A 22,785-nucleotide genomic window follows, 5' to 3' on the forward strand; every position below is an offset into this window, starting at 1 on the left:
TCGACGGAAGAGCGCCATCATGGGATCGGACCAATGACCATCTGGATCGTCCTCGCGATCATCGTCGTTCTCGGCGCCTACGCGGTCGCGCTCTACAACAAGCTCGTGCGACAGCGCAATCTCGTCCGCGAGGGCTGGAGCGGTATCGACGTACAGCTGAAGCGCCGCGCCGACCTCGTCCCCAACCTCGTCGAGACGGTGAAGGGCTATGCGGCCCACGAGAAGGGCATCTTCGAGGACGTCGCCGAAAAGCGCGCTGCCAGCATGAAAGCCGGCAATGTCGAAAGCCAGGCCGCCGCCGACGCTGCGTTGTCGGGGGCGCTTGGCCGCCTGATCGCGATCTCCGAGGCGTATCCCGAGCTGAAGGCCGACGCCAATTTCCGCCAGCTGCAGACCGAACTCAGCGCCATCGAGGACGAAATGCAGAAGGCCCGTCGCTACTACAACGCGACGGCGCGCGACCTCAACACCTCGGTCCAGTCCTTCCCGGCCGTGCTGGTCGCGGGCACGCTCGGTTTCCGTGAAGAGCCCTATTACGAGATCGAGGATCGGGCGGCCGCATCGATCCCGCCCAAGGTCACCTTCTGAGGGCCGCGATGCGCCACTTGCTCATCGCTGGCCTTGTTCTGCTGGTGGCGCTGCTGCCGGCCAGGGCCGAAGAGCGCATCCTCACCTTCGTCAGCGACGTCGTCGTCGCCCGCAATGGCGATCTCGGCGTAACGGAACAGATCCGCATCGAGGTCGAGGGTGACCAGATCCGGCACGGCATCGTCCGCGATTTTCCGACCCGCTATACGGACAGGCGCGGCGCCTCGGTCATTGTCGGCTTTACGGTCCAGGGCGTCAGTCGTGATGGCAACGCCGAACCTTACAGCCTCGAACCGCTCGCGAACGGGACAAGGATTCGCATCGGCTCCGCCGACGCGACCGTTCCGCACGGGCCGCATGACTATGTCATCCGTTACAGGACGACGCGGCAGATCGGTTTCTTTCCCGATTTCGACGAACTGACCTGGAACGCGACCGGAACCGACTGGACATTTCCCATCGATAGCGCGGAAGCGCGGATCACCCTCCCCGAGGCGGTGTCGTTCCAGAACTTCATCGCCTATACCGGCCCGCCCGGATCGCGCGATCATGCAGCTTCCGTGATCTGGGATACCGCGCATCCGGGAACCGTGCTCTTCCGCACGACCGAGCCGCTCGCCGTTGGCAGCGGCCTGACCGTTTCGGCCTCCTGGCAGAAGGGGATCGTCGATCCGCCTTCCTTCGAGCGCCGCGCGCGCTGGTGGTTCCTAGATAATCTCGGTGCCCTTGCCGCGCTCGCTGGCAGCTTCCTCACGCTCGGCTATTTCTTCCTCGCCTGGCTGAAGGTCGGCCGCGATCCACCGCGCGGGCCGATGGTGCCGCTGTTCTCGCCGCCCGAAGGCATTTCGGCAGCTGCCGCCCGCTATGTCTCGGCCATGGCCTTCGACAATCGCGCTTTCACGGCCGCCCTGCTCGATCTCGGCGTTCATGGCCGCCTGCAGCTTGCCGACAGCGGGTCAACCCTCGTCGTTTCCCGCCAGGAGAGCGCCGCGCCGGTCGGCCCTCCCGAAGCCGATATGGAAGCCGCGCTGTTTCGTGGTGCCGCCGCGGTGCCGCTGGAGCAGAAGAACCATCAGGTGCTGCAAGCCGCGAAGGCGGCTCTGTCGCGCGGCCTCGCGCGCAGCTATGCCGGCACGATCTTCCACTGGAATGGCGGCTGGCTGGCCATCGGCATGCTGCTGACCGCGCTGACCTATCTCCTGACCGGGCTCGGCCTTGTGACGGCGATTGGCGGTGATCGCGGCGTCCAGGCCATCATCGGCCTGCTCTTCGCCTCGGTCGCCGGCATCGTGGTCGGCATCGCCCTGAACGCCGGCCAGACCGGACAATCGCTGTTCTCGAGGCTGCTGACATGGATCTTCCTCGGCGCCTTCGCGATCGCGTTCGGCGGTTCCGGCGTCATCGCCTTTGTCGGAACGATCGTTGCGCCGCTCGACGCCGCGCCGCTGCTGCTGCCGGCGGTGGTCTTGCCGGTGCTGGTCTCGTCATTCGGCTGGATGCGCAGTCCGACGGCGGCAGGCCAGAAGCTGCGCGATGCCGTTGCAGGTTTTCGCCACTATCTCGGCACCGCCGAGGAGCATCGCCTCGAGATCCTGCATCCGCCAGAGAAGACGCCGGTCTTGTTCGAGCGCTATCTGCCTTATGCCGTGGCGCTCGATGTTGAAAACGCCTGGGCCGCCAAATTCGCCGGTGTCCTCGCGACCGCGGGGGCTTCAGCCGCGGTCGCCAACTGGTATGTGACGAGTTCGCATCGCGACCCCTCCAGCCTTGTCGACCGGCTGGGATCGAGCCTGTCGCAGAGCGTGGCCTCGGCTTCGACGGCGCCCGGGTCGAGCTCCGGCTCGTCGGGCGGCGGTTCGTCAGGATCGGGCGGAGGAGGCGGCGGCGGTTCGGGCTGGTGAGCGTCAGGGGATCGCAAGTTCGGCGATCACCGCAAGATGATCCGAGCCGAAGGGCTTGCTGACCTTGATCCCGGCGAGACCAATATCCTTCGAGACAGCGATGCGGTCGATAGGCGTGCCGAGCGCGGGAGGCAGTCCGAACTCCCGGAAAAAGCGCGTTGGCTGCGGCCAGGGGCCGGGCTCGGTGGTAACCAGCCCCGACTTCCTCAGAATGCTGGCCAGCGTGGGCGACCAGTATGACGTGTTCCAGTCTCCAGCCATGATGACGTCGGTGCCGACAGGCTCGCGCAGGATGCGGCCGGCGATCTGGTTCAGATAGGCGTTGCGGGTGGACCAGCCACGCGCGAGCCGCGTGGTCGGCGCATGGATCGCGTAGAGCACGAGCGGACGGATGGCGCCGGGCCGGTCAATCTCGACCCGCACGGCGCGAGCGCCGCCGGTCCGCCCATCGGGCGCGGCCGCCGGCACCAGTTGCACAGGCGCGGAGCGCATCGGATAGCGGCTGACGACGACGACCGAGCTATTCGGGTCAGGCTGCGTGACATAGCCGAGGCCGGGCAGGCTGGTCGCGGTCGGGCGCCAGGCCGGCACCGCTTCGTTCATCACGACGATGTCAGGATCGGCTCCGGCCACGACCTGTCGGAAGCGATCGAAGTCAGTGTTTGTCCGCAGCACATTGGCCGTCATCACGCGGAGATTGCCCTCCGCCGCCGCCACGGCTTTCGGCAGGCCGGTCGAGATGAGCGGCACCAGTGCCGCGCCGAAGATCAGCACAGAGACGGCGATCCGTGGCACGCTCGTCGTCGTGACCGCCAGCAGGACGAACAGCAAGGCGGCGACCGCGATATGCGGTCGGAAGAAATTCGTCATCTCGAACAGCCAATCCTGCTGCCCCCACCGCCCGACGATGACGAGCACGGCGATCGGCACCAGCGAGGCGTCGAAGACGAAGCGAAGGATGGAAGACATCATGGCGGTCCGCCACGATGCAGCGAGCGTGCCAGACGCGGCTTTCCCGCGAGGAGCCGGGCCCGCGAGCGGCACCGGCTCCGCCAGCGCCACTGCGGGATCGCCGTCCACGACTGCATTTGCCTCGCCGGCTCCGCTCAAATGCAGCGCCTATCGATCGGCGACGGGTTCGACGGCGCCGGAGAGCCGCCGGTTGAGTCCGTCGAGAATCCGTCGCGCCAGCCCGTCATAGTCGCCGTCGAAATGATGGCCGCCGGTGGTCTTGATCAATTCGACGCCAGTCCCCTCGAGTTTCGGACAGAGACTGTCATCTTCTTCCTCGCCATAGAAGCACTGGATCAGCGAGGGCTTCATCGCCTTGATATCAGGCAGCGTTTCGGCGTCGCCCGAATTGGTCCCGAGGAAGGCGCCGACCGAGATGACGTAGTCGACCTGGTCCGAAAGACCGAGCAGCGAAACCTCGCTCACCTGGCTCTGCTCGTCCGGCGGCAGCAACCGATAGGCGGAGGGCAGCACGTCGGCGCCGAAGGAGTAGCCCACCAGGACGACATGATCGATACCCCACTTCTCGGTGTAGTAATCGATGATGCGAGCAAGATCCGCCGATGTCTGTTGCGGCGTCTTGCGTGACCAGAAATAGCGCAGTGAATCGACGCCGATGGTTGGAACACCCTCCTTCTGGAAGGCGTCGCCGATCGACTTGTCGAGATCGCGCCAGCCCCCATCACCGGAGAAGATGATCGCCATCGAGCTGTGCTGCACGGGCGCGGGGAGCTCGACGAGCGGCAGATCGGCCAGCGGATTGTCCGTGTCGGGCTTCGGCGACAGCAGCCGCGTCAGGCGCGACTTCAGCGCAGGAAAGGCGCCTTCCGTCACGTCCTTCGACTTGATCGCGAAACCCTGCCCCTGCAACGTCGTGACATGATCACGGCCATCCTTCGGCGCGGCGCTGGTATAGAGCACATCGACCGGATTGGTGAGATCGCCCTCGGCCAGGCCGTAGATCGAGCCATCGGCGGTCGCCTGACGCGGCGCGTCGGTGCAGAGCGGCTTCTTCAAGGGCAGCGCCAGCGTCGGGTCGACGACGACGCTATGGCCGAAGGTGGCGTCCGGCGTCTGTGCCGCGATGGCCAGCGCGAGCGTCCCGGCCGTGCCGACGCCGGCGATGATCGGCGAATGATAATTCGGCGTTCCGAGCGCGCGCTGGATCTGGTGCGACAGATCCTCGATATCGGCGACGAGATAGATGCACTCATCGTCCTTGTCGGCCTCGAGACCGGCATACATCGCGGTCGTATCGACGCCCACGACGATGGCACCGCTCTTCTGGAGGTCGGTGGCAAGGCTCGACTCGTCCGACGTCCAGCCATCCTTGTCGGCGAACAGGACCACGGTGCCCGTAACGGGCACTGTCGGCAGCAGGATCTGCGGCTTGCCGAGCAGGCCGGCGGTGAATTCCGGCAGCGGCTTCGGGGCGTCGTCCGCGAGGGCCGGAAACGCGAATGCAGCCGCGACGACCGCCGAGGCGAGAAAACGGATCATTTGCCGACGACTCCCTTGAGACCGCCACTGATCAGGACGGTGACATCAGCCAGAACCAGAACCGGGCTCGCGCCGCCGGAAACGGCAAGATAGCGCGGCTGCCATTCGGGCTGGAACTTGGCCTTGAATGCACGAAGACCATTGAAGTTGTAGAAACGCTCGCCGTGATCGAAGACGGCGCTGCCGATCCGGTGCCAGAAGGGCGCGGTCGGGCCGCCGGTCAGCCCCGAAAGCGGCGCCATGCCGAGATCGAAGGTGCGATAGCCTTCGCCCTTCAGCGCCAGCATCAGGTTGACGAACAGGAACTCCATCGTCGAGGCCGGCGCGTCGGGCGCAAAGCGCATGAGGTCGACGGTCGCCTCCTGCTTCAGCGCCGTTGTCATGACGGTGGCGAATGCGATGATCCGCCCTTCACGCCGAACGATGGCTGCCGATTGCGCCGCGACATAGCCGCGGTCGAAGGCCCCGATCGAAAAGCGCTTCTCGCGCGCCTTGTGCTCGGCGAGCCAGAGATTGGACACGCCCTGCAGCGCATCGATCTCCTCCGCCACCCGTTCGGGCGGCAGAAGCTCGAAGCTCAGACCCTCGCGGGTCGCGCGGTTGTTGCCATGGCGCAGCCCTGCCCGTTTGGCACCCTTCAAGTCGAACGTCGCAAGTTCGACCTGCGCCGCCTCGCCAAGCTTGAAGGCCCTGAGGCCGGCATCGGCATAGAGCGAAAGGTTGTGCGGCTGGACCTGGTAGAAGACGGCGCGGCCGCCGGCAGCCTGCGCCATCTCGACGAACTGCCAGACGAGGCCCGGCCAGGCATCTCGCGGACCGATGGGATCGAACAGCGCCACCCAGGAATGAGCCTGCCGTCCGAACATGATGAAGGCACGGCGATCTTCCGAGAACAGCAGGGTCTTGTCGCGCATGCGGGCGAGGTTCGCATCCGGATAGGGCTGCTCGGCCAGGATGTTGACGGCTTCCGCAATTTCCGCGTCGGTCGGCGTGCCGGTCTTGCCCTTGGAGGGGCGGAGCAGCGACCAGGCGGCCAGCGAGCCGGCGGCGATGACGACGCCGAGCAAAGCGCGCAGGCTGCGCGGTGCTTCTTCGGAGAATTCAAACTGCCACCAGAGCTGTCGCGAATAATCGACATCGCTGTAGACGAACAGCAGCACGACGACGGCGCTGCCGATGACGGTGGCAATGGCGAAGAACCAGCCCGGCGTCAGCCGCTGATGAAACAGCGAGGCAGGCCGGCTGAATTCGCGCCGCGTCGCCAGCAATGCGATGAACAACAGCGCCAGCGCGATCGACTCGGTGATGGCGATCGCCTTCAGCAGCGACAGCACCACCGCGACGCCAACCGAAACGACGGCGGCCCACCAGGCTCCGTCGAGCCTGTGCGCGAGGCCGCGCGAGATCGCGATGAGTCCAAGGCCGAGCACGCTCTCGATGAAATGCGCGCCCTCCAGGATCGGCAGAGGGAGAATGTTCGAGAGGATGTCGAGCCGCTCGTCGGCAGCAGGCGTCACGCCGGAGAAGATCAGCGCCGCGCCCATGGCGAGCGTCAGAGCAGAGAGAACGCGCGGCGAAAGATGCGCGCCCGCCTTGATCACCCGCGAGGCCTGCGTGCCGGCCGCGACGCGGCGAAGTTCCAGCGACGTGACGAGGCCGGAGGCGGCGATGAGCGGCACGCCGTAATAGATGATGCGGTAAAGGAACAGCGCCGACAGCACCTGGTCGACCGGCGCTGTGCGGCCGATGACGGCGACGATCACCGCCTCGAACACTCCGAGGCCAGCGGGCACGTGGCTGGCGACGCCGAGGCCGATCGCGACCGCGTAAATTGCGATGAAGGCAGGGAAACCGACATCGGTCTGCGGCAGCAGCACCCAGAGCACGGCTGCGGAGGTCACGACGTCGATCAGCGTGCCGCCGAACTGCATCAGCATGATGCGAGGCGTCGGCAGCGCGAAGGAGACGCCGCGCCAGCCGATCCGGCCAGAGCCGAATGCCGACCAGGCGAGCAGGGCGGCAAGACCGGCGAGGATGGCCGAGCCGATCGTCGTCAGGATCGCAGGCGGCAGTCCAACCGGCGCCGCGACATCGGCCGGATCGAAGAGAAGGCCGAGGGCGGTCACGCCCGCCAATCCAAGCCCGAAGGCAATCGTGATGAAGGCGACGATGCGGGCGACGTCGGCCGGCTCGAAGCCGAGGCGACCATAGAAGCGAAAGCGGATCGCGCCGCCGGTGAGCGGACCGAACCCGGCCGTATTGCCCACGGCATAGGCGCAGAACGACGTCAGCGCCACCATCGGATAGGACACGCGCCGGCCGAGATGGCTGAGCGCCGACCAGTCGTAGATGCTGAGCGACAGGAAGGAGAGAGCGGTGAAGCCGAGCGCCGCCGCGATCGCCGTGATCGGCGTCGCATGCAGCGCGTCGATCACATCGTCATAATCGACCTCGCCGATCAGATGATTGATCGCGAGCCACACGAGGACGAGGACGGCCAGCCCGGCCGCAGCACCAATGGCCGGCTTCCAGGCTGACAGTGTGCCCAGGATCCGATCGAGCGGCCGCGGGCGCGGCGAAACCAAGCCAGCGTCCGATGCCGACTCTCCGGCGGCAGCCGACCGGGGCTCTTCGAGTCCCCCTTCCGAATGGCGAGAGGCTGTTGCAGCCTGTGACATGGTACCCCTGAGGCCTCGCGATCCGGCCGATCAAATGCCGGCCCGCGACGTGCCCTTCCCAGATATTGCGTTGCCTCTGTGATGAGGCCGTAAATCTGGCCGGATTGAGGCCGGCAGGGGCGTGGCGGCATGAGGCCGCGGTGATGGCCGGCGCTTTCCGTCGGCCTCACAGAAATGTGCGCGAGCGACGGCCGCCGCTGACGGTCAGACCCACTCACCCTTGCGCATGATCGGCTCGGCGGCGCCCGATGCGGAGACGCCGTCGATATCGACTTCGCCCGAACCGATCATCCAGTCGATATGGATGAGGCTGCGATTGGCGCCCTTTTCAGCGAGCTCCTCGACGGTCATCTGGTCGCCGCCACGGATGCATTTGGCATAGGCCTGGCCCAGCGCGATGTGGCAGGCGGCGTTTTCGTCATAGAGCGTGTTGAAGAACAGCAGCCCGCTGGCCGAGATCGGCGAGGAATGCGGTACCAGCGCCACCTCGCCGAGCCGCGCAGCGCCTTCGTCGGTCTCGAGTACCTTGCGAAGCACGTTCTCGCCCGACTTGGCCGATGCCTCGACGATACGGCCTTCCTCGAAGCGCACCTGGATCTCGTCGATCAACGTGCCCTGGTAGGAGAGCGGCTTCGTGCTCGACACGGTGCCGGAGACGCGGTCCTTGTGCGGCGTCGTGAACACTTCCTCGGAGGGGATGTTCGGGTTGCAGATGACGCCGTTCTTGGCCGTCGAAGCGCCGCCTTCCCATTCATGATCGTCGGCGAGCCCGACAGTCAGGTCCGTGCCGGGCCCGGTGAAATGCAGCGCATGATAGCGCTTGTCGTTCAGCAGCTTGGTGCGTGCATGCAGCGCCTTGTTGTGCTCCGCCCATGCGGCGACCGGATCGACGCGGTCGACGCGCGAGGCGGCGAAGATCGCCTCCCAGAGCTTGGCGACGGCAACCGTCTCGGCCTCGTCCGGGAACACCGCCTTGGCCCATGACGGCGAGGCATAGGAAACGATGGTCCAGTTGATGTCGAAGCCGGCGATCAGTTCCAGCGCCGGCTGATAAGCCTTCGAACGGGCGCGGTTGGCACGCGCGACCTTGTCTGGGTCCTGCGCCGAAAGCAGCGACGGGTTTTCACCAGCGATCGCAAGGCGCGCGGCGCCGCCGCGGAACGCCGACGCCATGCCCTCATAGAGCCAGGCCGAGGCGACATCGAAGGTGCCATCCGCAGCGAAGCGGAAGCGCATCAGTGTCGAATCCTCGTCGGTAAACAGCGTCGTCACCAGCGAGGCGCCGGCCCTGTACGCGTGCTCGGTGATGCGGCGCGCGAGCGGCAGCGCCTCGATCGGCGCCGTCATGACCAGTTCCTGTCCCGGCTGCAGACCGAGCCCGACGCGCACCGCGACCTCGCCGAGGCGATCGAGCTTCACGTCATGAGTGAGGAAAGGATCGCGATTGATGGCATTCATGGATGACTCCTTGGATCGCGGCGGCAGGCCCTGCGGGGATCAGCCCCGGTGTCGTGCCTGGCGGCTCGTGGGCGCGAGATATTGCCTGTGCCCGCCCGGCGTCAAGTGCGCGGCGCCGCGGCGCTTTCACGATGTCGATGGCGGCTGACAACGGCGCCGGCGTCGCGCGGCAAAGAGAGGCTGTCATAGAGCCCCATCAATCCCAGCACCCCGATGATCAGGAAGGCGTAGCGGAAATCGACGAGGCCGAGCGTCTCGGCGCCAGGCGTCGCGAAACTATCCGCGAAGCGCAGCGCCACGGCGCCGATGGCGATGCCGAGGCCGAAGGTGATCTGCTGGATGAGGCTGAACAGCATATTGGCGCCGGCCATCTTTGGCTGTGGCACGTCGACGAAGGCCAGCGTATTGATCGCCGTGAACTGCATCGAGCGAGCCGCGCCGCTGACGACGAACAGCCCCGCGATGATCCATCCGGGGGTCGCCGGCGTCAGGAAGGCGCAGGCCACCATCGTCGCAACGAACACGAGCCCGTTGCCGATCAGCGTCGTGCGGAAGCCGAAGCTGCGAAGCACAAGGCTTGTCAGCGGCTTCATGCCGAGATTGCCGGCGAACAGGGCAAGCACATAGAGCCCGGCCTGGAACGGATCGAGCCCGAAGCCCAGCTGCAGCAGAAGCGGCAACAGGAATGGCACCGCACTCACTGCCGTTCGGAACAGCGAGCCACCCTTCATGGTGACCGCGAAGGTCTGGATCGACACGGCGGAGAGATCGGGCACCGGATGCGGATGACGCCCGGCGTGGCGCCACGCCGCTACTCCGAAGATGAGGCTCGCGATCAGGATGGCGGCACCAATCACTCCCTGCTGCGCCGATTGCCCGATCAGCTCCAGGCCATACATCAGGCCGGCGCAGGCAAGGCTCGTATAGAGGAAGCCGAACCAGTCGAAGCTTGGCCGATCGCCAGTCCGATCATTCGGGATCAGCCAGAACGACAGCGCCAGCGCGACGATGCCGATCGGCACGTTGAGAATGAAGATCCAGTGCCACGAGGCATAGGTGGTGATGAAGCCGCCGAGCGGCGGGCCGAGGATCGGTGCCGAGAGTGCGGGCCAGGTCAGCGTAGCGATGGCGCGCATCAATTCGGTTTTCGAGGTATTGCGCAGCACCACAAGCCGGCCAACCGGCACCATCATGGCCCCGCCCATGCCTTGCAGCACGCGCGCCAGCGTGAAGGAGAGGACGCTATCGCTGATGGCGCAGAAGACGGAGGCGATCGTGAACACTGCGACGGCCGAAGCAAAGACAGTCCGCGCGCCGAAGCGGTCGGCCATCCAGCCGCTCGCCGGAATGAAGATCGCGAGCGTCAGCATATAGGCCGACATGCCGATGTTGAGATCGACCGGCTGCACACCGAACGAACGCGCCATCGCCGGCAGCGAGGTGGCGATCACCGTCCCGTCGAGGTTCTCCATGAAGAACGCACCGGCGACGAGAAACGCGATCAGGGTCGATTTGGGAACGGTGGATGTCATCGGCAAGGGCGGGGCATTGACCGCACTTCCTTCGCGCGTTCCGGTCCGCCACACAAGCGGCAATGCATAATCGAACGTTCCGGGTCCGTCGGTTCAGAAGGTCAGCGCTGGCGCCCTGCCCTTGCCGAAACCTCCACCACCGGCGCATAGGCGAAATCGCGCTCGAACGGAAATATCGGCCGCTGGCGGCGGCTGTTGCCGATCCGCGGGATATCCTGATCGACGACGCCCTCGCTGAGCGCCATCAGGTTCGGATTGGCGATCGGGCCGAGATCCGGCGAGAGATAGCCAGACTTCACGACCACCAGATCGAAATCCGCCGGATGAAAACCGAACCGCGCGAAGTCCGCGATGTCATGGAACGGACGTCGCCGCGCGGTGAGGATGATCGTCGCGGTCCCCGTTCGGACAACCGCTTCGCGTCGGGGGCCTTCCGCTTCGAGCAATGCGACGACCTCGGCCTCGATCGAGACCGGCTCGCTTGACGGATCGAGCGTGCCGCCGACCTGGAGCCATAGCCGCGCGCCGATCCCGGCGCGATAGGCCGCCTCGGTCGCCGGACGGTCGGCGATGCCGGCGAAGAGTGCGCTGCCCCGGCCCTGCGCGAGAAAGGCGGCGAGCACATCCGCCCTGTCGCCGACGCCGCCGCCGGTCGGGTTGTCGCCGGAATCGGCCAGGATCACCGGGCGGGTCGCCGACGCATTGGCGAGCGCGAGGCATTCATCGACCGAAGTGGTGACAGGCCCGAAGGCGAATGCCTCGCGCGCCTCGAAATAAGCGGCGGCAAGCTTTTCCGCCTCAGTTGCCATTGCGGCGCGATCGTCCCCGGTCAGGATGATCGAGGCGGTGGCGCGCGGCTCATCGGCCCACACATAGCCGACCATGATCGAGGCATCGAAAATGCCGGACACCGCGTCGACAGCCGGCAACCGCGCATAGAGCGACCGCGCCGGCTCGTCGACCGTGCTGGTCCGCTCACCCGGCAGCAGCACCGGAACCTTGGCCCAGACGACGAAGGGATCGATCTCGCCATTCAGCCGGCGATGGAGCATGGCGAGCGCGCGCCGCTTGGTCTCGGTGACATCGATATGCGGTGCCGTGCGATAGGCCGAGAACATGTCGATCGCGTCGATCACCCGCTGGCTGACATTGCCATGCAGATCATAGCTGACGGAGATCGGACAATCGGGGCCGACCACTTCGCGGGCTGCCGCACACCAGTCGCCCTCGCAGTCATCCATGCCGTCGACCTTCATCGCGCCATGCATCGCAAGATAGAGCCCGTCGATCGGCAGCGCCGCTGCGAGCCGCTCGAGAAACTCGGCACGAAACGCCTCATAGGTGGCGCGCTCGACCGGGCCACCGGGGATCGTCCGCGCATGCAGCGTCGGCGCGACGTCCCAGTCCCATTCGGCGAGACAGGCGAAGTCTTCGGCCCCGGTCAGTTCGGCTCCGCGCAGCACCGTGAAATCGTCAGACGTCGCGAGAAGCGGATTGTAGGTCGAGCATTCGGTATGAATGCCGCCGACAGCGATCTTCATGCGCCGTCTCCCGTTGCGTCCTGCCAGCCATAGAGGATCGGCATCAGCCCCGCGATGGAGCGGAAGCGCTCCCAAGATTTATCGGTGGCGCGCGTCCAGCCGCTTTCGGCGATTGCGGAAAGGCGCGGAAAGACAAGGCGGTCGAAGATGGCGCGATCGGCCATCGGTTCGGACCAGATACAGGCCTGGATGCCAAGGAAATGCGCCTGCTGCGCCTCGCTCCAGCCGGCGGTCGGATCGAAGCGATAGGTCTTTTCCGGGCTCGAATAGCCCGCCCAACCGGCGCCGGGCTCCGACCAGTCGGTCGCCTGGGACATATCGAGATAATAAGCCTGTCCCGGCGAGACGACGATGTCGTAGCCCTCGCCGGCGAGTTCCGCCGAAACCTCGTGGTTGCGCCACCCGACGAGATAGACCTTGGCCTTGTCGATGACATGGCCATGCGCGGCCTCTTCCCAGCCGCCGGTGATGCAGCCGCGCGAGGCGAGAAATTTCTGGATGCGGGCGAGGAATTCGGCCTGCAGGACGGCCGCGCCCGAACCCTCGATCTCGTCGGCGCCGTGATGGTTGGTGACGACATTGTTCCGCTTGGCATGCGCTTCCGCCGCGGCCTTACCGGCTATGCTTTCCAGCCGCGCAAGCGCGATCGGCGACCCCGACCAGGCGCCGATCGGCACTTCATCGGCACCGATATGGACGATCTTGTCGGGGAAGAGCGCGATGATCTCGTCGAAGATCGTCTCGAGGATGGCGTAGGTCTCCTCGCGCGCCGGATTGAGGCAGTTGTTCGGGAAGCCCTGCACCGAGAAATACTCGCCGCTCTCGCCGGGATCGCGCAGCTCGGGGATCGCCTTCAGCATCGCATAGCAGTGACCGGGGATATCAATCTCCGGCACCACCGTGACGCCGAGCGACTTCGCATAGGCGACGATCTCGCGGATCGCCGCCTTGGTGTAGTAGCCGCCGGTCTTCTGCGGCCCGGTACCCAGCAAGGGCGGCAAAGCGAGACCATGGCCGCGCCAGGCACCGATCTCCGTCAGAGCCGGATAAGCGTCGATCTCGATGCGCCAGGCCTCGTCATCGGAGAGATGCCAATGGAAGCGGTTCATCTTGTTCCAGGCGAGGATGCGGATCAGCGCCTTGATCTCACCGGTCGAATAGAACTGCCTGCTGACATCGAGATGGGTGCCGCGCCATGAAAGCGCCGGCGCATCGGCGATCATGCCCGAAGCCGGGAACAGGAACGTCGCGGGATGACGCAGCGCGCCGCGCAGCATCTGGCCGAGCGTGATCAGGCCATAGAGATAGCCGCCCTCCGAGCCTGCCGTGACGACGATGCCGTTCGGCGCGAAGTCGAGACGATAGCCTTCGCTGGAGATCCCCTTCCCGGCCTCGAAGGCTACCGGAAGTCCACCTTCCGACACCGGTCGCACCAGAGCATCGCCCGGGAACAGCGCATCCGACAGAGCCATGAAGCTGGCGGCCGCGGCCGCCGCTGCACCGCCGGATGCCTGGAGCGCCAGGCCCGCCGGGGTCGGCGCACGGCCGCTGATCCGGACATCCGCCGGCCACGGGATCACCGAGACGGAAACCGGCGCGCTGACCGGAACGGGATAGACCACCGCGCCGCGCTTCAGCGGCGCGTTGTCGCCGCGGGCCTTCGTCGCCGCGACGCCCACCGGCGCCGTGCTGCCATCGGCGAAGGCGAGATAGGCGGCCGCCGCGCCATCGCTCCAATGGCGCAGCGGGTAGGAAAGCCCGTGCACCGTGACGGTCCAGGTGGCGCCGGGCGCCAGCACGAACCCTTCCGGTGGTTCAAATTCAGAGTGATTGGAAAGCCGCTCGACCAGAACGCCACCCTCGATCTCAGCCGCCGGATCGATCCGGGCCGGCCCGCTGACGCAGAGGCGAAACCCGCTGACGGGCCCGTCGGAGCGGTTGGTCAGCTTCAGCGTATAGGCAAGCGCCACACCCTCGGCGGGCGGTGTCCATTCGGTTTCGAGACGGAAAGCGGCGCGCGGGGGAAGGGTCATGCTGGTCTCACTGTCGTGAATGTCTTGAAGAAGAACGCGTCAATCGCCGAGCGGCTGGGTATCGTCGCCGTCGCGATTGATCATGAGCTGATGCTTGATCCGCCGCATGCTTTCGATGGCGCGGCCCTGCATGCGGGTCGCGACGGTCTGCGCAACGGCATCGATCATCGCAAGAAAGGCGTAGCGCGCCGATGACGGCCGGAGGATGTCGTCCTGTTCAGGCACGTCGATGGCAAGGAGCACATCGGCATGCTCAGCAACGGGCGATCCCGGCCGCGTCAGGACGATCCGGTCGAGGTGATACTCGCCGGCGATCGCCAGCGTATTGGCCAGCGGCAGGTTTCGGCCGCTGGTCGAAGAGGCGATGATCACCGTCCCCTTGGGCGCGCCGGCGGTGCGCATCATCTGCGCCTGGTGATCGATCGAGGAGGTGACGCGGAGGCCGAGCCGGAACAGCCGCGTCTCCAGCTCGTTCGCGATCATCGACGAAGCGCCGCCCGAGCCGAAGGACAGGATGTAGCTGGAGCCGACGATCTTGTCGGCCGCCGCTTCGATCGCCAGCGGATCGATCTGCTCGAAGAACGAATAAAGCGTCGTCTGGGCGCAGTTGACGATGTGGCGGGTGATTTCCGTCGCGGTTTCCGGCCCGCTTGGCGGCACAAGATAGCGCCGCGCGATGAAGCGGCTCTGCGCCAGGCGCACCTTGAAGTCGGCGAAGCTCTGGCATCCGAGCCGGCGGCAGAAGCGCGTCACCGTGGGCGGCGACGTATCGGCCCGCGCCGCGAGTTCGACGATCGATGCATTGACCGCCGACTGGACGTCGGACAGCACAAGATCGGCCAGCCGCCGTTCGGAACGGCTGAAGCTCTCCATATCCGCCTGCAAGAGCCCGACCAGATCGAGCATGATGACCGAACTCCTCCTAAGACGCGCGCCAAAAAGGCTTTGGAACCGCAAGCCCGAGGCGCCGCCGGACCCGTATCAGGCGGCGAGCCCGACCGCGAGGCCCGCCTCGTCGAACAGATGACAGAGGGCCGGATCGACGCTGACCTCGATGTCGGTGTCATCAGCGACCGGAGGATCGCCGTCGAACAGCGCGACGAATGTGTCGCCGTTCGGCAGCGGCGCATAGGCGACCGTGTGGATGCCGAGCCGCTCGATGATGCCGGGCCGGATCGTCAGGCGGAAGCCGCCCGGCGCGTCGAGGCTGAGATGCTCGGGGCGAATGCCGACCTCCAGCCTCTGGCCGACGAGAGCGGGGCTGCCGGCCCGCGGCAGGGTGATCAGCCCGAGCGGCCCGAGATCGACCGTGATGCCGGCGCCATCGGCCGCCGTGCAGGTGCCCTGCAGGAAATTCATTTTGGGATTGCCGATGAAGCCGGCAACGAAGCGATTGGCGGGCCGATGATAGAGGTCGAGCGGCGAGCCGACCTGCTCGATCTGGCCGGCGTTCAGGACGACGATCTTGTCGGCCATGGTGAGCGCCTCGACCTGATCATGCGTCACATAGATCATCGTCGCGCCGAGCTTCTTGTGCAGGCGTGTCAGCTCGATCCGCATGTCGGCGCGCAAGGCGGCATCAAGATTGGAGAGCGGCTCGTCGAACAGGAAGATCTTCGGTTCGCGCACGATGGCTCGGCCGATCGCGACGCGCTGGCGCTGGCCGCCGGAAAGCGTGCCGGGCCGCTGCTGGAGCCGGCTTTCAAGCTGCAGGACACGCGCCGCCTCGGAAACCCGGGTGCGGACCTGATCCTCGGGCAGTTTCTCGACGCGCAGCGGAAAGGCGATGTTCTCGTAGACGCTCATATGCGGATAAAGCGCATAGGACTGGAACACCATCGCGATGCCGCGCTTCACCGGCGGCAGATCGTTGACGGTCTTGCCGGCAATGACGATCTCACCCGACGTGACCTCCTCGAGCCCGGCGATCATGCGCAGCAGCGTGGACTTGCCACATCCCGAAGGCCCGACGAAAACCACGAACTCGCCCTGCGTGACGTCGAGATCGACGCCCTTGATGACGGCGGTTCCCGCAAAGGACTTCTTCAGGCTGGACAGCGTGAGTTCGCTCAAGGGACGTTCTCCGGGGAAGAAGGCCCTCACCCGCCCTCTCCCGCGAGCGGGAGAGGGGGAAGAAAGGCGTGCGATCCAAACCGTGTCCCCTCCCCCGCAGCGCGGGAGAGGGCCAAGGTAAGGGTGCTTACTTGAACTGGTCGATCGACCCGGCCGCCTTGGTCAGCGCAGCGGCGGGCTCCGCGTTGCCGGTCACGACGGACTGGACCATGTCGATCATGGCGTTCTGGAAGCCCTTGTAGTCGAGGAACAGCGGCTCCGGGCCACCGAAGGCGATTCCGTCGAGGAACGGCTTCCAGCTCGGATCTTCCGAGACCAGCGTATCAACGCCGGCGACGGGACGCAGCGGCGTCAGGCCATGCGTCTTCTCATAGAGGAACTGGTTTTCCGGGTTGGTCAGGAGCTTGGCGAGATCGATCGCCTGGTCCTCGACGCCCGTGCCCTTGAACACAGCCATGCTATCGGTGATGAGCAGCGTACCGGCGCCCTTGGCCTGCGGTCCGACCGGCAGCGGCGCGACGCCCCACTGAATGTCCTTCGAGACCTGGTTGCGAACCCAGGGCCCGCCCTCGATCATCGCGACCTTGCCGTCCGAGAACAACTTGATCATGTCGTCCTGGTCATAGGCCGAAGGACCATCTTCGGAGACCGGAACGAGCTTCTTGATGAATTCGAGTGCCTGCAGGTTCTGCGGGCTGTCGAGCGTGATCTTTCCGTCGGCGTCGATGACCGTGCCGTCATTGGTGTACACGTAATGCAGGAACTGATGCATCGTGTTGTCCATCGTCTTGGCCGGCAGGCCGTAGCCGGCGATGCCGGTCTTGTCCTTGATGGCCTTGGCGTCGTTATAAAGCTCGTCCCAGGTCGTCGGCGGCTTGGCGGGGTCCAGGCCGGCCTTCTCGAACAAGGCCTTGTTCCAGAACAGCGCCTTCGTCGAGAAGGCGACCGGAATGCCCCAGGCCTCGTCCTTGAACGTCACCGTGTCGACGATATGCGGATAATAGGCGGCCTTCTCGGCGTCCGTCATCGGGATCGGCACGATCAGATCGCTATCGGCGAACTGCTTCAGCGTGCGCGAGCCGACATAGGCAAGTCCGACCGGCGTGCCGGCGGCGGCGAGCGTCGTGATCTTGTCCTGGCACTGCGCCCAGCCAACGATCTCGACATTGACCTTGAAGCCCGGATTCTTGGCTTCCCAAGCCTTGATCAGGTCCGGATAGGTCTCGGCGATGGCATCGCCGCACTGGATCATGCTGACCGTCTTGTCCTCCGCGAAGGCCGAAACGGACATCGTCGAGAGGACGACGGCCGCGCCTGCGAGGAGTGTCCCGTAATGTTTCATTGCTCTTTCCCTCATTGTCTGGCCGCCCCTTTTCCCGGGACGGTTCGGATGCCTGGACCGCTACTGCTTGACCGCGCCGGCTGTGAGCCCGGCGACCAGATAGCGCTGCAGGAATATGAAGCCGATCATCACCGGGGCGATGCCGACGAAGCTCGCCGCCATCAGCTCGTTCCAGACCACGCGCTCCTTGCCGAAAAAGGCGAACAGCCCCACGGCGAGCGGCATGAATTCGGATTTCGAGTTGAAGGTCAGCGCGAAGATGAATTGCTGCGCATAGGCGCCGATGAAGGTGGCGAGCGCGACGACGAGAATGCCCGGCGCGGCGATCGGCAACACGATGCGGCGCAGGATATAAAGCCGGCCGGCACCATCGACCCAGGCCGCCTCGTCCAGCTCGCGCGGAATGCGCAGGAGATAGGTTCGAAGCAGCCAGATCGCGGTCGGGATCAGGAAGGCGACTCCCGGGACGATCATCGCGAAATAGGTATTGAGCAGGCCCATCGAGCGCATCAGCCGATAGAGCGGGATGAGCAGCACCGCGCCGGAGAACATGTTGACGGCGAGGAAGGCGCCGAGCAACGGCCCGCTGCCCGGAAACTCGAACCGCGCGAACGCATAGGCGGCCGGCACGACGAGGATCAGCACGGCGATGGTGGCGAGGCTCGAGATCAGCAGCGAATTGAAGATGTAGCGCCCGAGCAGCGGCACATGCTCCCACATCGTGAAATAGGCATCGAACGACCCATCCTCCGGCCAGAACCGATAGGGCGAGGAGAAGAGATGCGTCAGCGGCTTCAACGAAACCAGGAAGCCCTCGATGAAAGGCGACAGCACGAAGCCCAGAAACAGGAACATGCCGACATAGATCGCGACATATTCATACCATCTGTAACGGTCGATCATCGGGCGCCCGCTGCTCATTTTGCCTCCCCCGATGAGATCTTGCTGATGACGCGGAAGTAGAAGAAGCAGAACACCGACAGGAACAGACAGATCATCACGGCGCGGGCGGCACCCTCGCCATATTTGTAGCTGCCGATCGCCGTCTTGTAGGTGTCGATGATCATCGTCGTGGTCTGGCCGTTCGGTCCGCCCTGCGTCAGGATCCAGATGATGTCGAAGGAATTGAAGGTCGCGATCAGCGACAGCATCGACATCGTGACCAATGCCGGCACGATCAGCGGCAGCGTGATGCGGCGAAAGCGATAGAAGCGTCCGGCGCCGTCCGTCCAGGCTGCCTCATAGAGGTCCTTGGGGATCGACTGGATCGCGGCGAGCAGATAGAGCGTCACCAGCGGCACGCCGATCCACACATCGGTCAATATCGTCGCGCCGAAGGCCGTGCCGCCATAGGCCAGCCACGCCAGCGGCCGATCGAGCAGGCCGACATTCTGCAGGATGCCCGAGATCATCCCGAACTGGCCATTATACATCCAGCCCCACATGAAGATGCCGATGGCCATCGGCACGATCCACGGCGGCAGCGTCAACACGCGAAAGAGCGCGCGGCCAGGCACCAGCGCGTTCAGCAGCACAGCGCCGCAGGTGCCGATGATCATCTTGAGGCCGACGGAAAAGAAGGTCCACACGAAGGTGCGGATGATGACGGTGGCAAAGTCACCGCCGAAGATCTTCTGGTAATTGACCCAGCCGACCCACTTCACCGTCCGCCTGAGCGAGGCGTCGGTGAAGGAGAGCGTGAACGTATCGACGAGCGGATAGGCGACGATGAAGAGAATGTAGATCGTGGCCGGAAGCAGAAGCGCGAAGGCGAACAGCGTGGCACTTCGGGACCGCGTCATCCGCCCGCCCCGTCAGCTGTCGCGGCCGGAAAGCGCCGCATCGAAGCGCTTCCAGGTCTCGGACATGTCCACGACGGTCTTGCTGCGGCGCGCTTCGTCCATGGCGAGGGCCAGCAGGCCGGCTTCGAGCGCATTGACCACCGAAACCGGCAGCGGTGCGTCGTTCAGCATATGCGCGCCAATATCGCGCGCCATCTGTTCATCCGCGCCGTAATGAACCGAGAGTTCTGAGCCGCTATAAGTGGTGTCGATCAGTTTTGACGAGGTGCGGGCGTCATGCACCTTGAAGAAATTGCGGACGAAATCACCCTCAGCCATACCCTTGGCGCCGATCACGCAGAACCGGCGGTATTCATCGGGCACGTTCAGATTGGTGTGGAAGGTCATCGAGGCGCCGTTCGCATATTCCACGATTGCCGTCTGGAAATCGATGATGTCGGCATCGCTGTCGAACACCTTGTCGGTTCCCATCCAGCCGCTTGGCTTGCGATGATAGACCTCGGTGTCGTTGATGCCGAGTCCTTCCGGCGCATTGCTTGGCACGAAGCTGCGCTTTCCGCCGAAGCTAGCAACACGCGCCGGGCGAGCGCCCATGACGCCATTGTACAAATCGAGATCGTGGCAGCACTTCTCGAGCATGAACGAGCCCGAATACTTCTCATAGCGCCGCCAATCGCGCATGAAGAACGCGCCATGATAGGGCGCGATATGCTCGGAGGCCTCAATCGAGACGATATCGCCGATGAGCCCGTCCTTCTGGGCCTTGCGCAGGTCGACATAGAGCGGCGCATAGCGCAGCACGAGACCGACCATGACGTTGTCGGAGCCGAATTCCGCGATCAGCCGTGCGAGCTCCATCGTCTCCTCGACCGTCGTCACGACGGGCTTTTCGGAGAAGACCTTCACGCCGCTATCGAGACCGGTACGGATATGGCCGAGATGTAGGTGATTGGGCGAGCCGACCATCAAAAGGTCGAGCGTCTCGCCGGCCAGGAGATCCTCGAGTGACCCGTAGGCCTTCCCGACGGGGACGTCGAACTGCTTCGTATAGGAAAGCCCGGCCGGCTCGGGGTCGACATAGCCGACCACATCGAAATCCGGGAGCGAGGCGGAAAAAATGCGCGCCAGATAGCCCAGCCGATAGCCAAGCCCGACAATGCCGACTTTCATCGAATCCCCTGCTTCATCAAGACAGCCGCTTGGACGGGCATCAGCGCCGACCAGCCGCTTTGTAAATTCTTTCCACGATCATGCCGCAAGACGCACCCCTGTCAAGCACTCTTTTGCAGTTTCTCCGCAAGAATGCCCCGTTCTTGCATACAATCTGAAAGGCGTTTTCACTTCACCGTCAAAGTTTGATCGACAAGCGCAAAAGGATCCTCGACCCGCGGCCAGATCGGCCGGTCGAGCTTGCGATAGGCGGTAAGGCGGGGATTGGACGGATAAGGCGCGCCCGCGTCGATATAGACGATCTCCGCTGCGATCGGCGCGAAGCCCGCGTGGAAGTGATTGGTCGATTTCACCAGCAGCATCGCCTTCGCCATCGGATCGATGCCAAGATTGGTGAAGATGTCCGGCTCGAAGGTCTGGGTGCGGTTGGTATTGAGGATGACGTCGATCGTCGTTCCGACGAGGCGGACTACTGCCGCCGGACCGAGCGTCACGCGGCTGCGGCCGAAGCTTTGCCAGCCCTCCTCCACCGCCCTGATCACATCGACCTCGGCATCGACGGGCGCGCCGCCATCGGGGCCGGCCTTGCCGCCAAAGCGGAGCTGGATGCGGGCGCCCTCGCCGGCTGCCAGACAAAAGGTCGTCGCGACCGGGTCCCAGATCGTCGCGACCGCAACATCCTGCATGCCGCGCTCGATGATGCGGCGAAGAATCAGCGTCCCGTCACCGGCAACGCCGCCACCTGGATTATCCCAGGTATCCGCGACGACGACAGGCTTCCCCGGCTTTGTCGCGGCGAGCGCCGAGGCACGGTCGAGGCCGTCCTCGATACCCAATTGCGGCATCATGGTCTGGCCGCGCAGCGAGAAGATCTCAAGCCCGAGACGCCGCGCCAGCGCGTCGCCGCCCACTCGGTCGTCCTCGGTGACGACGAGCAGGCGCGTGCCGAGCTCCGGCACGTCGCCGGCCATGAAGCCATGGATGAGCGAGATCGACAGGACGCCGTCATGCCCCTCCATCGCCTTGACGCGGTCGATAAAGGAACGCATCGGCTCGCGGCTAGTCGGAAACACTTCGATCATTCGGCAATCGAAGGTCGAGATCACCGGCTTGATTGCGCCGCGGATCGCGCGGATGGCGAGATCGACGACATGCTCGCCGCGCTCGTAGAAATCGGTGTGGGGAAACTCGAGAAAAGCTGCGAGGATATCGCTGTTGGCGACGCGCTTCGCCGTCAGATGGCTGTGTGGATCGAGCTCCGCCGCGATGACGACATCCGGACCGACGATCGCGCGAATGCGTTCGAGCAGGTCGCCCTCGCAGTCGTCATAACCCTGCGCCACCATCGCGCCATGCAGTCCAAGCACGACGCCGTCCACCGGCAGCGCCGCACGGAGCTGACCCAAAATCTCGTCGCGCAATCCCTCATAGGCCGCCCGCTGGATCAGACCGCCAGGTTCGGCCCATGTCGCAGTGCCCTCGACGAGATCGATCCCGTCCGCCTCGGCCCGGCGGCGCAGCGCGACGATCGGCGAGGAGCAGAGCGTCGGCGTTGCCGGATGCTCGCCGGGCGCGGCATAGAAGGCCATCTCGAAGCTGGCCCGGTCAGTCGGCACCGGCGAGAATGTGTTGGTCTCGGTCGCGAGCGACGCTGTGAAGATCCGCATGACGATCAGCCGAGCGGCGCGTAGGCGATGGCTTCGATCTCGATCTTGATGTCGATCATCAGCTTGGCCTCGACAGTGGTGCGGGCTGGCGGCTCGGCCGGAAAATAGGTGGCGTAGACGGCGTTGAAGGCGGCGAAGTCGTTCGCGTCGGTGAGGATGACGAAGGTCTTCACCACCTGGTCGAGCGTGCAGCCGGCCAGCGCCAGAGCCGCCTTGACGTTCTCCATCACCTGCCGCGTCTGCGCCTCGATGCCACCGGCAACAACAGCGCGGTTGCTATCGGTCGGGACCTGGCCGGAGATATAGACAAAGTCGCCCGCCCGAACGGCCGGCGACAGCGGAACATGAGAGGCTCCGTAAACCGTTTTCAACTTTGCCACCAATCTCTCCCGCTCTGAAGCACCGTGATGCCTGGATTGCTATGTAAATTCCTGCGCTGGCGGCCCGTCAAGCGCCAAATCATGTTGCTTTTTTTCATTTTGGCGCGAA

17 protein-coding genes are annotated in these 22,785 nt (G+C 65.0%); 2 read left to right on the forward strand and 15 right to left on the reverse strand.

Features of this window, described 5'->3' with window-relative positions; genetic code table 11:
• Positions 1 to 39: 39 nt before the first annotated feature.
• Both LB518_RS09440 and LB518_RS09445 read left to right on the forward strand, forming a co-directional pair.
• The gene (locus LB518_RS09440) at positions 40 to 588 is read left to right on the forward strand and encodes a LemA family protein (RefSeq protein WP_224577112.1); all 549 of its coding nucleotides are present in this window, start codon (positions 40 to 42) and stop codon (positions 586 to 588) included.
• 8 nt (positions 589 to 596) lie between these two features.
• Entirely contained in the window at positions 597 to 2,489 is a 1,893-nt protein-coding gene (locus LB518_RS09445) for a DUF2207 domain-containing protein (RefSeq protein ID WP_224576431.1), read from the forward strand.
• Between the two features lie 3 nt (positions 2,490 to 2,492).
• On the opposite strand, the gene LB518_RS09450 is transcribed toward LB518_RS09445, so the two are convergent.
• The 15 genes from LB518_RS09450 to LB518_RS09520 all read right to left on the reverse strand — a co-directional run bounded on the left by LB518_RS09450 (position 2,493) and on the right by LB518_RS09520 (position 22,676).
• On the reverse strand, positions 2,493 to 3,458 hold the full coding sequence (locus LB518_RS09450; protein WP_224576433.1) for an endonuclease/exonuclease/phosphatase family protein: 966 nt from the start codon (positions 3,456 to 3,458) through the stop codon (positions 2,493 to 2,495).
• Between the two features lie 150 nt (positions 3,459 to 3,608).
• The gene (locus LB518_RS09455) at positions 3,609 to 5,000 is read right to left on the reverse strand and encodes a virulence factor family protein (protein ID WP_224576435.1); all 1,392 of its coding nucleotides are present in this window, start codon (positions 4,998 to 5,000) and stop codon (positions 3,609 to 3,611) included.
• The gene (gene mprF / locus LB518_RS09460; RefSeq protein ID WP_224576437.1) at positions 4,997 to 7,585 is read right to left on the reverse strand and encodes a bifunctional lysylphosphatidylglycerol flippase/synthetase MprF; all 2,589 of its coding nucleotides are present in this window, start codon (positions 7,583 to 7,585) and stop codon (positions 4,997 to 4,999) included. The genes LB518_RS09455 and mprF overlap by 4 nt, the downstream gene beginning before the upstream one ends.
• A gap of 297 nt (positions 7,586 to 7,882) precedes the next feature.
• Entirely contained in the window at positions 7,883 to 9,136 is a 1,254-nt protein-coding gene (locus LB518_RS09465; protein WP_224576438.1) for an aminopeptidase, read from the reverse strand.
• Between the two features lie 101 nt (positions 9,137 to 9,237).
• Positions 9,238 to 10,668, reverse strand: a complete 1,431-nt coding sequence (locus tag LB518_RS09470; protein ID WP_224576440.1) for an MFS transporter — start codon at positions 10,666 to 10,668, stop codon at positions 9,238 to 9,240.
• Between the two features lie 101 nt (positions 10,669 to 10,769).
• Positions 10,770 to 12,209: a M81 family metallopeptidase gene (locus tag LB518_RS09475; RefSeq protein WP_224576442.1), complete on the reverse strand. Its 1,440-nt coding sequence runs from the start codon at positions 12,207 to 12,209 to the stop codon at positions 10,770 to 10,772.
• Positions 12,206 to 14,242: a beta-N-acetylhexosaminidase gene (locus tag LB518_RS09480; RefSeq protein WP_224576445.1), complete on the reverse strand. Its 2,037-nt coding sequence runs from the start codon at positions 14,240 to 14,242 to the stop codon at positions 12,206 to 12,208. The genes LB518_RS09475 and LB518_RS09480 overlap by 4 nt, the downstream gene beginning before the upstream one ends.
• 39 nt (positions 14,243 to 14,281) lie before the next feature.
• A complete protein-coding gene (locus tag LB518_RS09485) occupies positions 14,282 to 15,148 on the reverse strand; it encodes a MurR/RpiR family transcriptional regulator (RefSeq protein ID WP_224576446.1) in 867 nt (288 codons plus the stop codon).
• A 75-nt stretch (positions 15,149 to 15,223) separates the two neighbouring features.
• Positions 15,224 to 16,315 carry an ABC transporter ATP-binding protein gene (locus LB518_RS09490; protein WP_224576448.1) on the reverse strand — a complete coding sequence of 364 codons (1,092 nt, stop codon included), beginning with the start codon at positions 16,313 to 16,315 and terminating at the stop codon, positions 15,224 to 15,226.
• A 127-nt stretch (positions 16,316 to 16,442) separates the two neighbouring features.
• Positions 16,443 to 17,657 (reverse strand): ABC transporter substrate-binding protein, encoded by a 1,215-nt coding sequence (locus tag LB518_RS09495; RefSeq protein ID WP_224576450.1) that lies wholly within the window; start codon positions 17,655 to 17,657, stop codon positions 16,443 to 16,445.
• A gap of 60 nt (positions 17,658 to 17,717) precedes the next feature.
• Positions 17,718 to 18,578: a carbohydrate ABC transporter permease gene (locus tag LB518_RS09500; protein ID WP_224576452.1), complete on the reverse strand. Its 861-nt coding sequence runs from the start codon at positions 18,576 to 18,578 to the stop codon at positions 17,718 to 17,720.
• Entirely contained in the window at positions 18,575 to 19,459 is an 885-nt protein-coding gene (locus LB518_RS09505; protein ID WP_224576454.1) for a carbohydrate ABC transporter permease, read from the reverse strand. The genes LB518_RS09500 and LB518_RS09505 overlap by 4 nt, the downstream gene beginning before the upstream one ends.
• A gap of 12 nt (positions 19,460 to 19,471) precedes the next feature.
• A complete protein-coding gene (locus LB518_RS09510; RefSeq protein ID WP_224576456.1) occupies positions 19,472 to 20,629 on the reverse strand; it encodes a Gfo/Idh/MocA family protein in 1,158 nt (385 codons plus the stop codon).
• Positions 20,630 to 20,796: 167 nt separating this feature from the next.
• Complete coding sequence (locus LB518_RS09515) at positions 20,797 to 22,296, reverse strand: M81 family metallopeptidase (protein WP_224576458.1); 1,500 nt, start codon at positions 22,294 to 22,296, stop codon at positions 20,797 to 20,799.
• Positions 22,297 to 22,301: 5 nt separating this feature from the next.
• A complete protein-coding gene (locus LB518_RS09520; protein ID WP_224576460.1) occupies positions 22,302 to 22,676 on the reverse strand; it encodes a RidA family protein in 375 nt (124 codons plus the stop codon).
• Positions 22,677 to 22,785 lie beyond the last annotated feature (109 nt).

The sequence above is a fragment of the Mesorhizobium sp. BR1-1-16 genome (genome assembly GCF_020165495.1).
Taxonomy (GTDB): domain Bacteria; phylum Pseudomonadota; class Alphaproteobacteria; order Rhizobiales; family Kaistiaceae; genus Kaistia.

Coding starts and splice junctions, on each gene's coding strand:
- LB518_RS09495 (WP_224576450.1), bottom strand. CDS start 17,657: ATGAAACATTACGGGACACTCCTCGCAGGCGCGGCCGTCGTCCTCTCG.
- LB518_RS09475 (WP_224576442.1), bottom strand. CDS start 12,209: ATGAAGATCGCTGTCGGCGGCATTCATACCGAATGCTCGACCTACAAT.
- LB518_RS09465 (WP_224576438.1), bottom strand. CDS start 9,136: ATGAATGCCATCAATCGCGATCCTTTCCTCACTCATGACGTGAAGCTC.
- LB518_RS09515 (WP_224576458.1), bottom strand. CDS start 22,296: ATGCGGATCTTCACAGCGTCGCTCGCGACCGAGACCAACACATTCTCG.
- LB518_RS09480 (WP_224576445.1), bottom strand. CDS start 14,242: ATGACCCTTCCCCCGCGCGCCGCTTTCCGTCTCGAAACCGAATGGACA.
- LB518_RS09485 (WP_224576446.1), bottom strand. CDS start 15,148: ATGCTCGATCTGGTCGGGCTCTTGCAGGCGGATATGGAGAGCTTCAGC.
- LB518_RS09455 (WP_224576435.1), bottom strand. CDS start 5,000: ATGATCCGTTTTCTCGCCTCGGCGGTCGTCGCGGCTGCATTCGCGTTT.
- LB518_RS09450 (WP_224576433.1), bottom strand. CDS start 3,458: ATGTCTTCCATCCTTCGCTTCGTCTTCGACGCCTCGCTGGTGCCGATC.
- LB518_RS09505 (WP_224576454.1), bottom strand. CDS start 19,459: ATGACGCGGTCCCGAAGTGCCACGCTGTTCGCCTTCGCGCTTCTGCTT.
- LB518_RS09510 (WP_224576456.1), bottom strand. CDS start 20,629: ATGAAAGTCGGCATTGTCGGGCTTGGCTATCGGCTGGGCTATCTGGCG.
- LB518_RS09500 (WP_224576452.1), bottom strand. CDS start 18,578: ATGAGCAGCGGGCGCCCGATGATCGACCGTTACAGATGGTATGAATAT.
- LB518_RS09445 (WP_224576431.1), top strand. CDS start 597: ATGCGCCACTTGCTCATCGCTGGCCTTGTTCTGCTGGTGGCGCTGCTG.
- LB518_RS09470 (WP_224576440.1), bottom strand. CDS start 10,668: ATGACATCCACCGTTCCCAAATCGACCCTGATCGCGTTTCTCGTCGCC.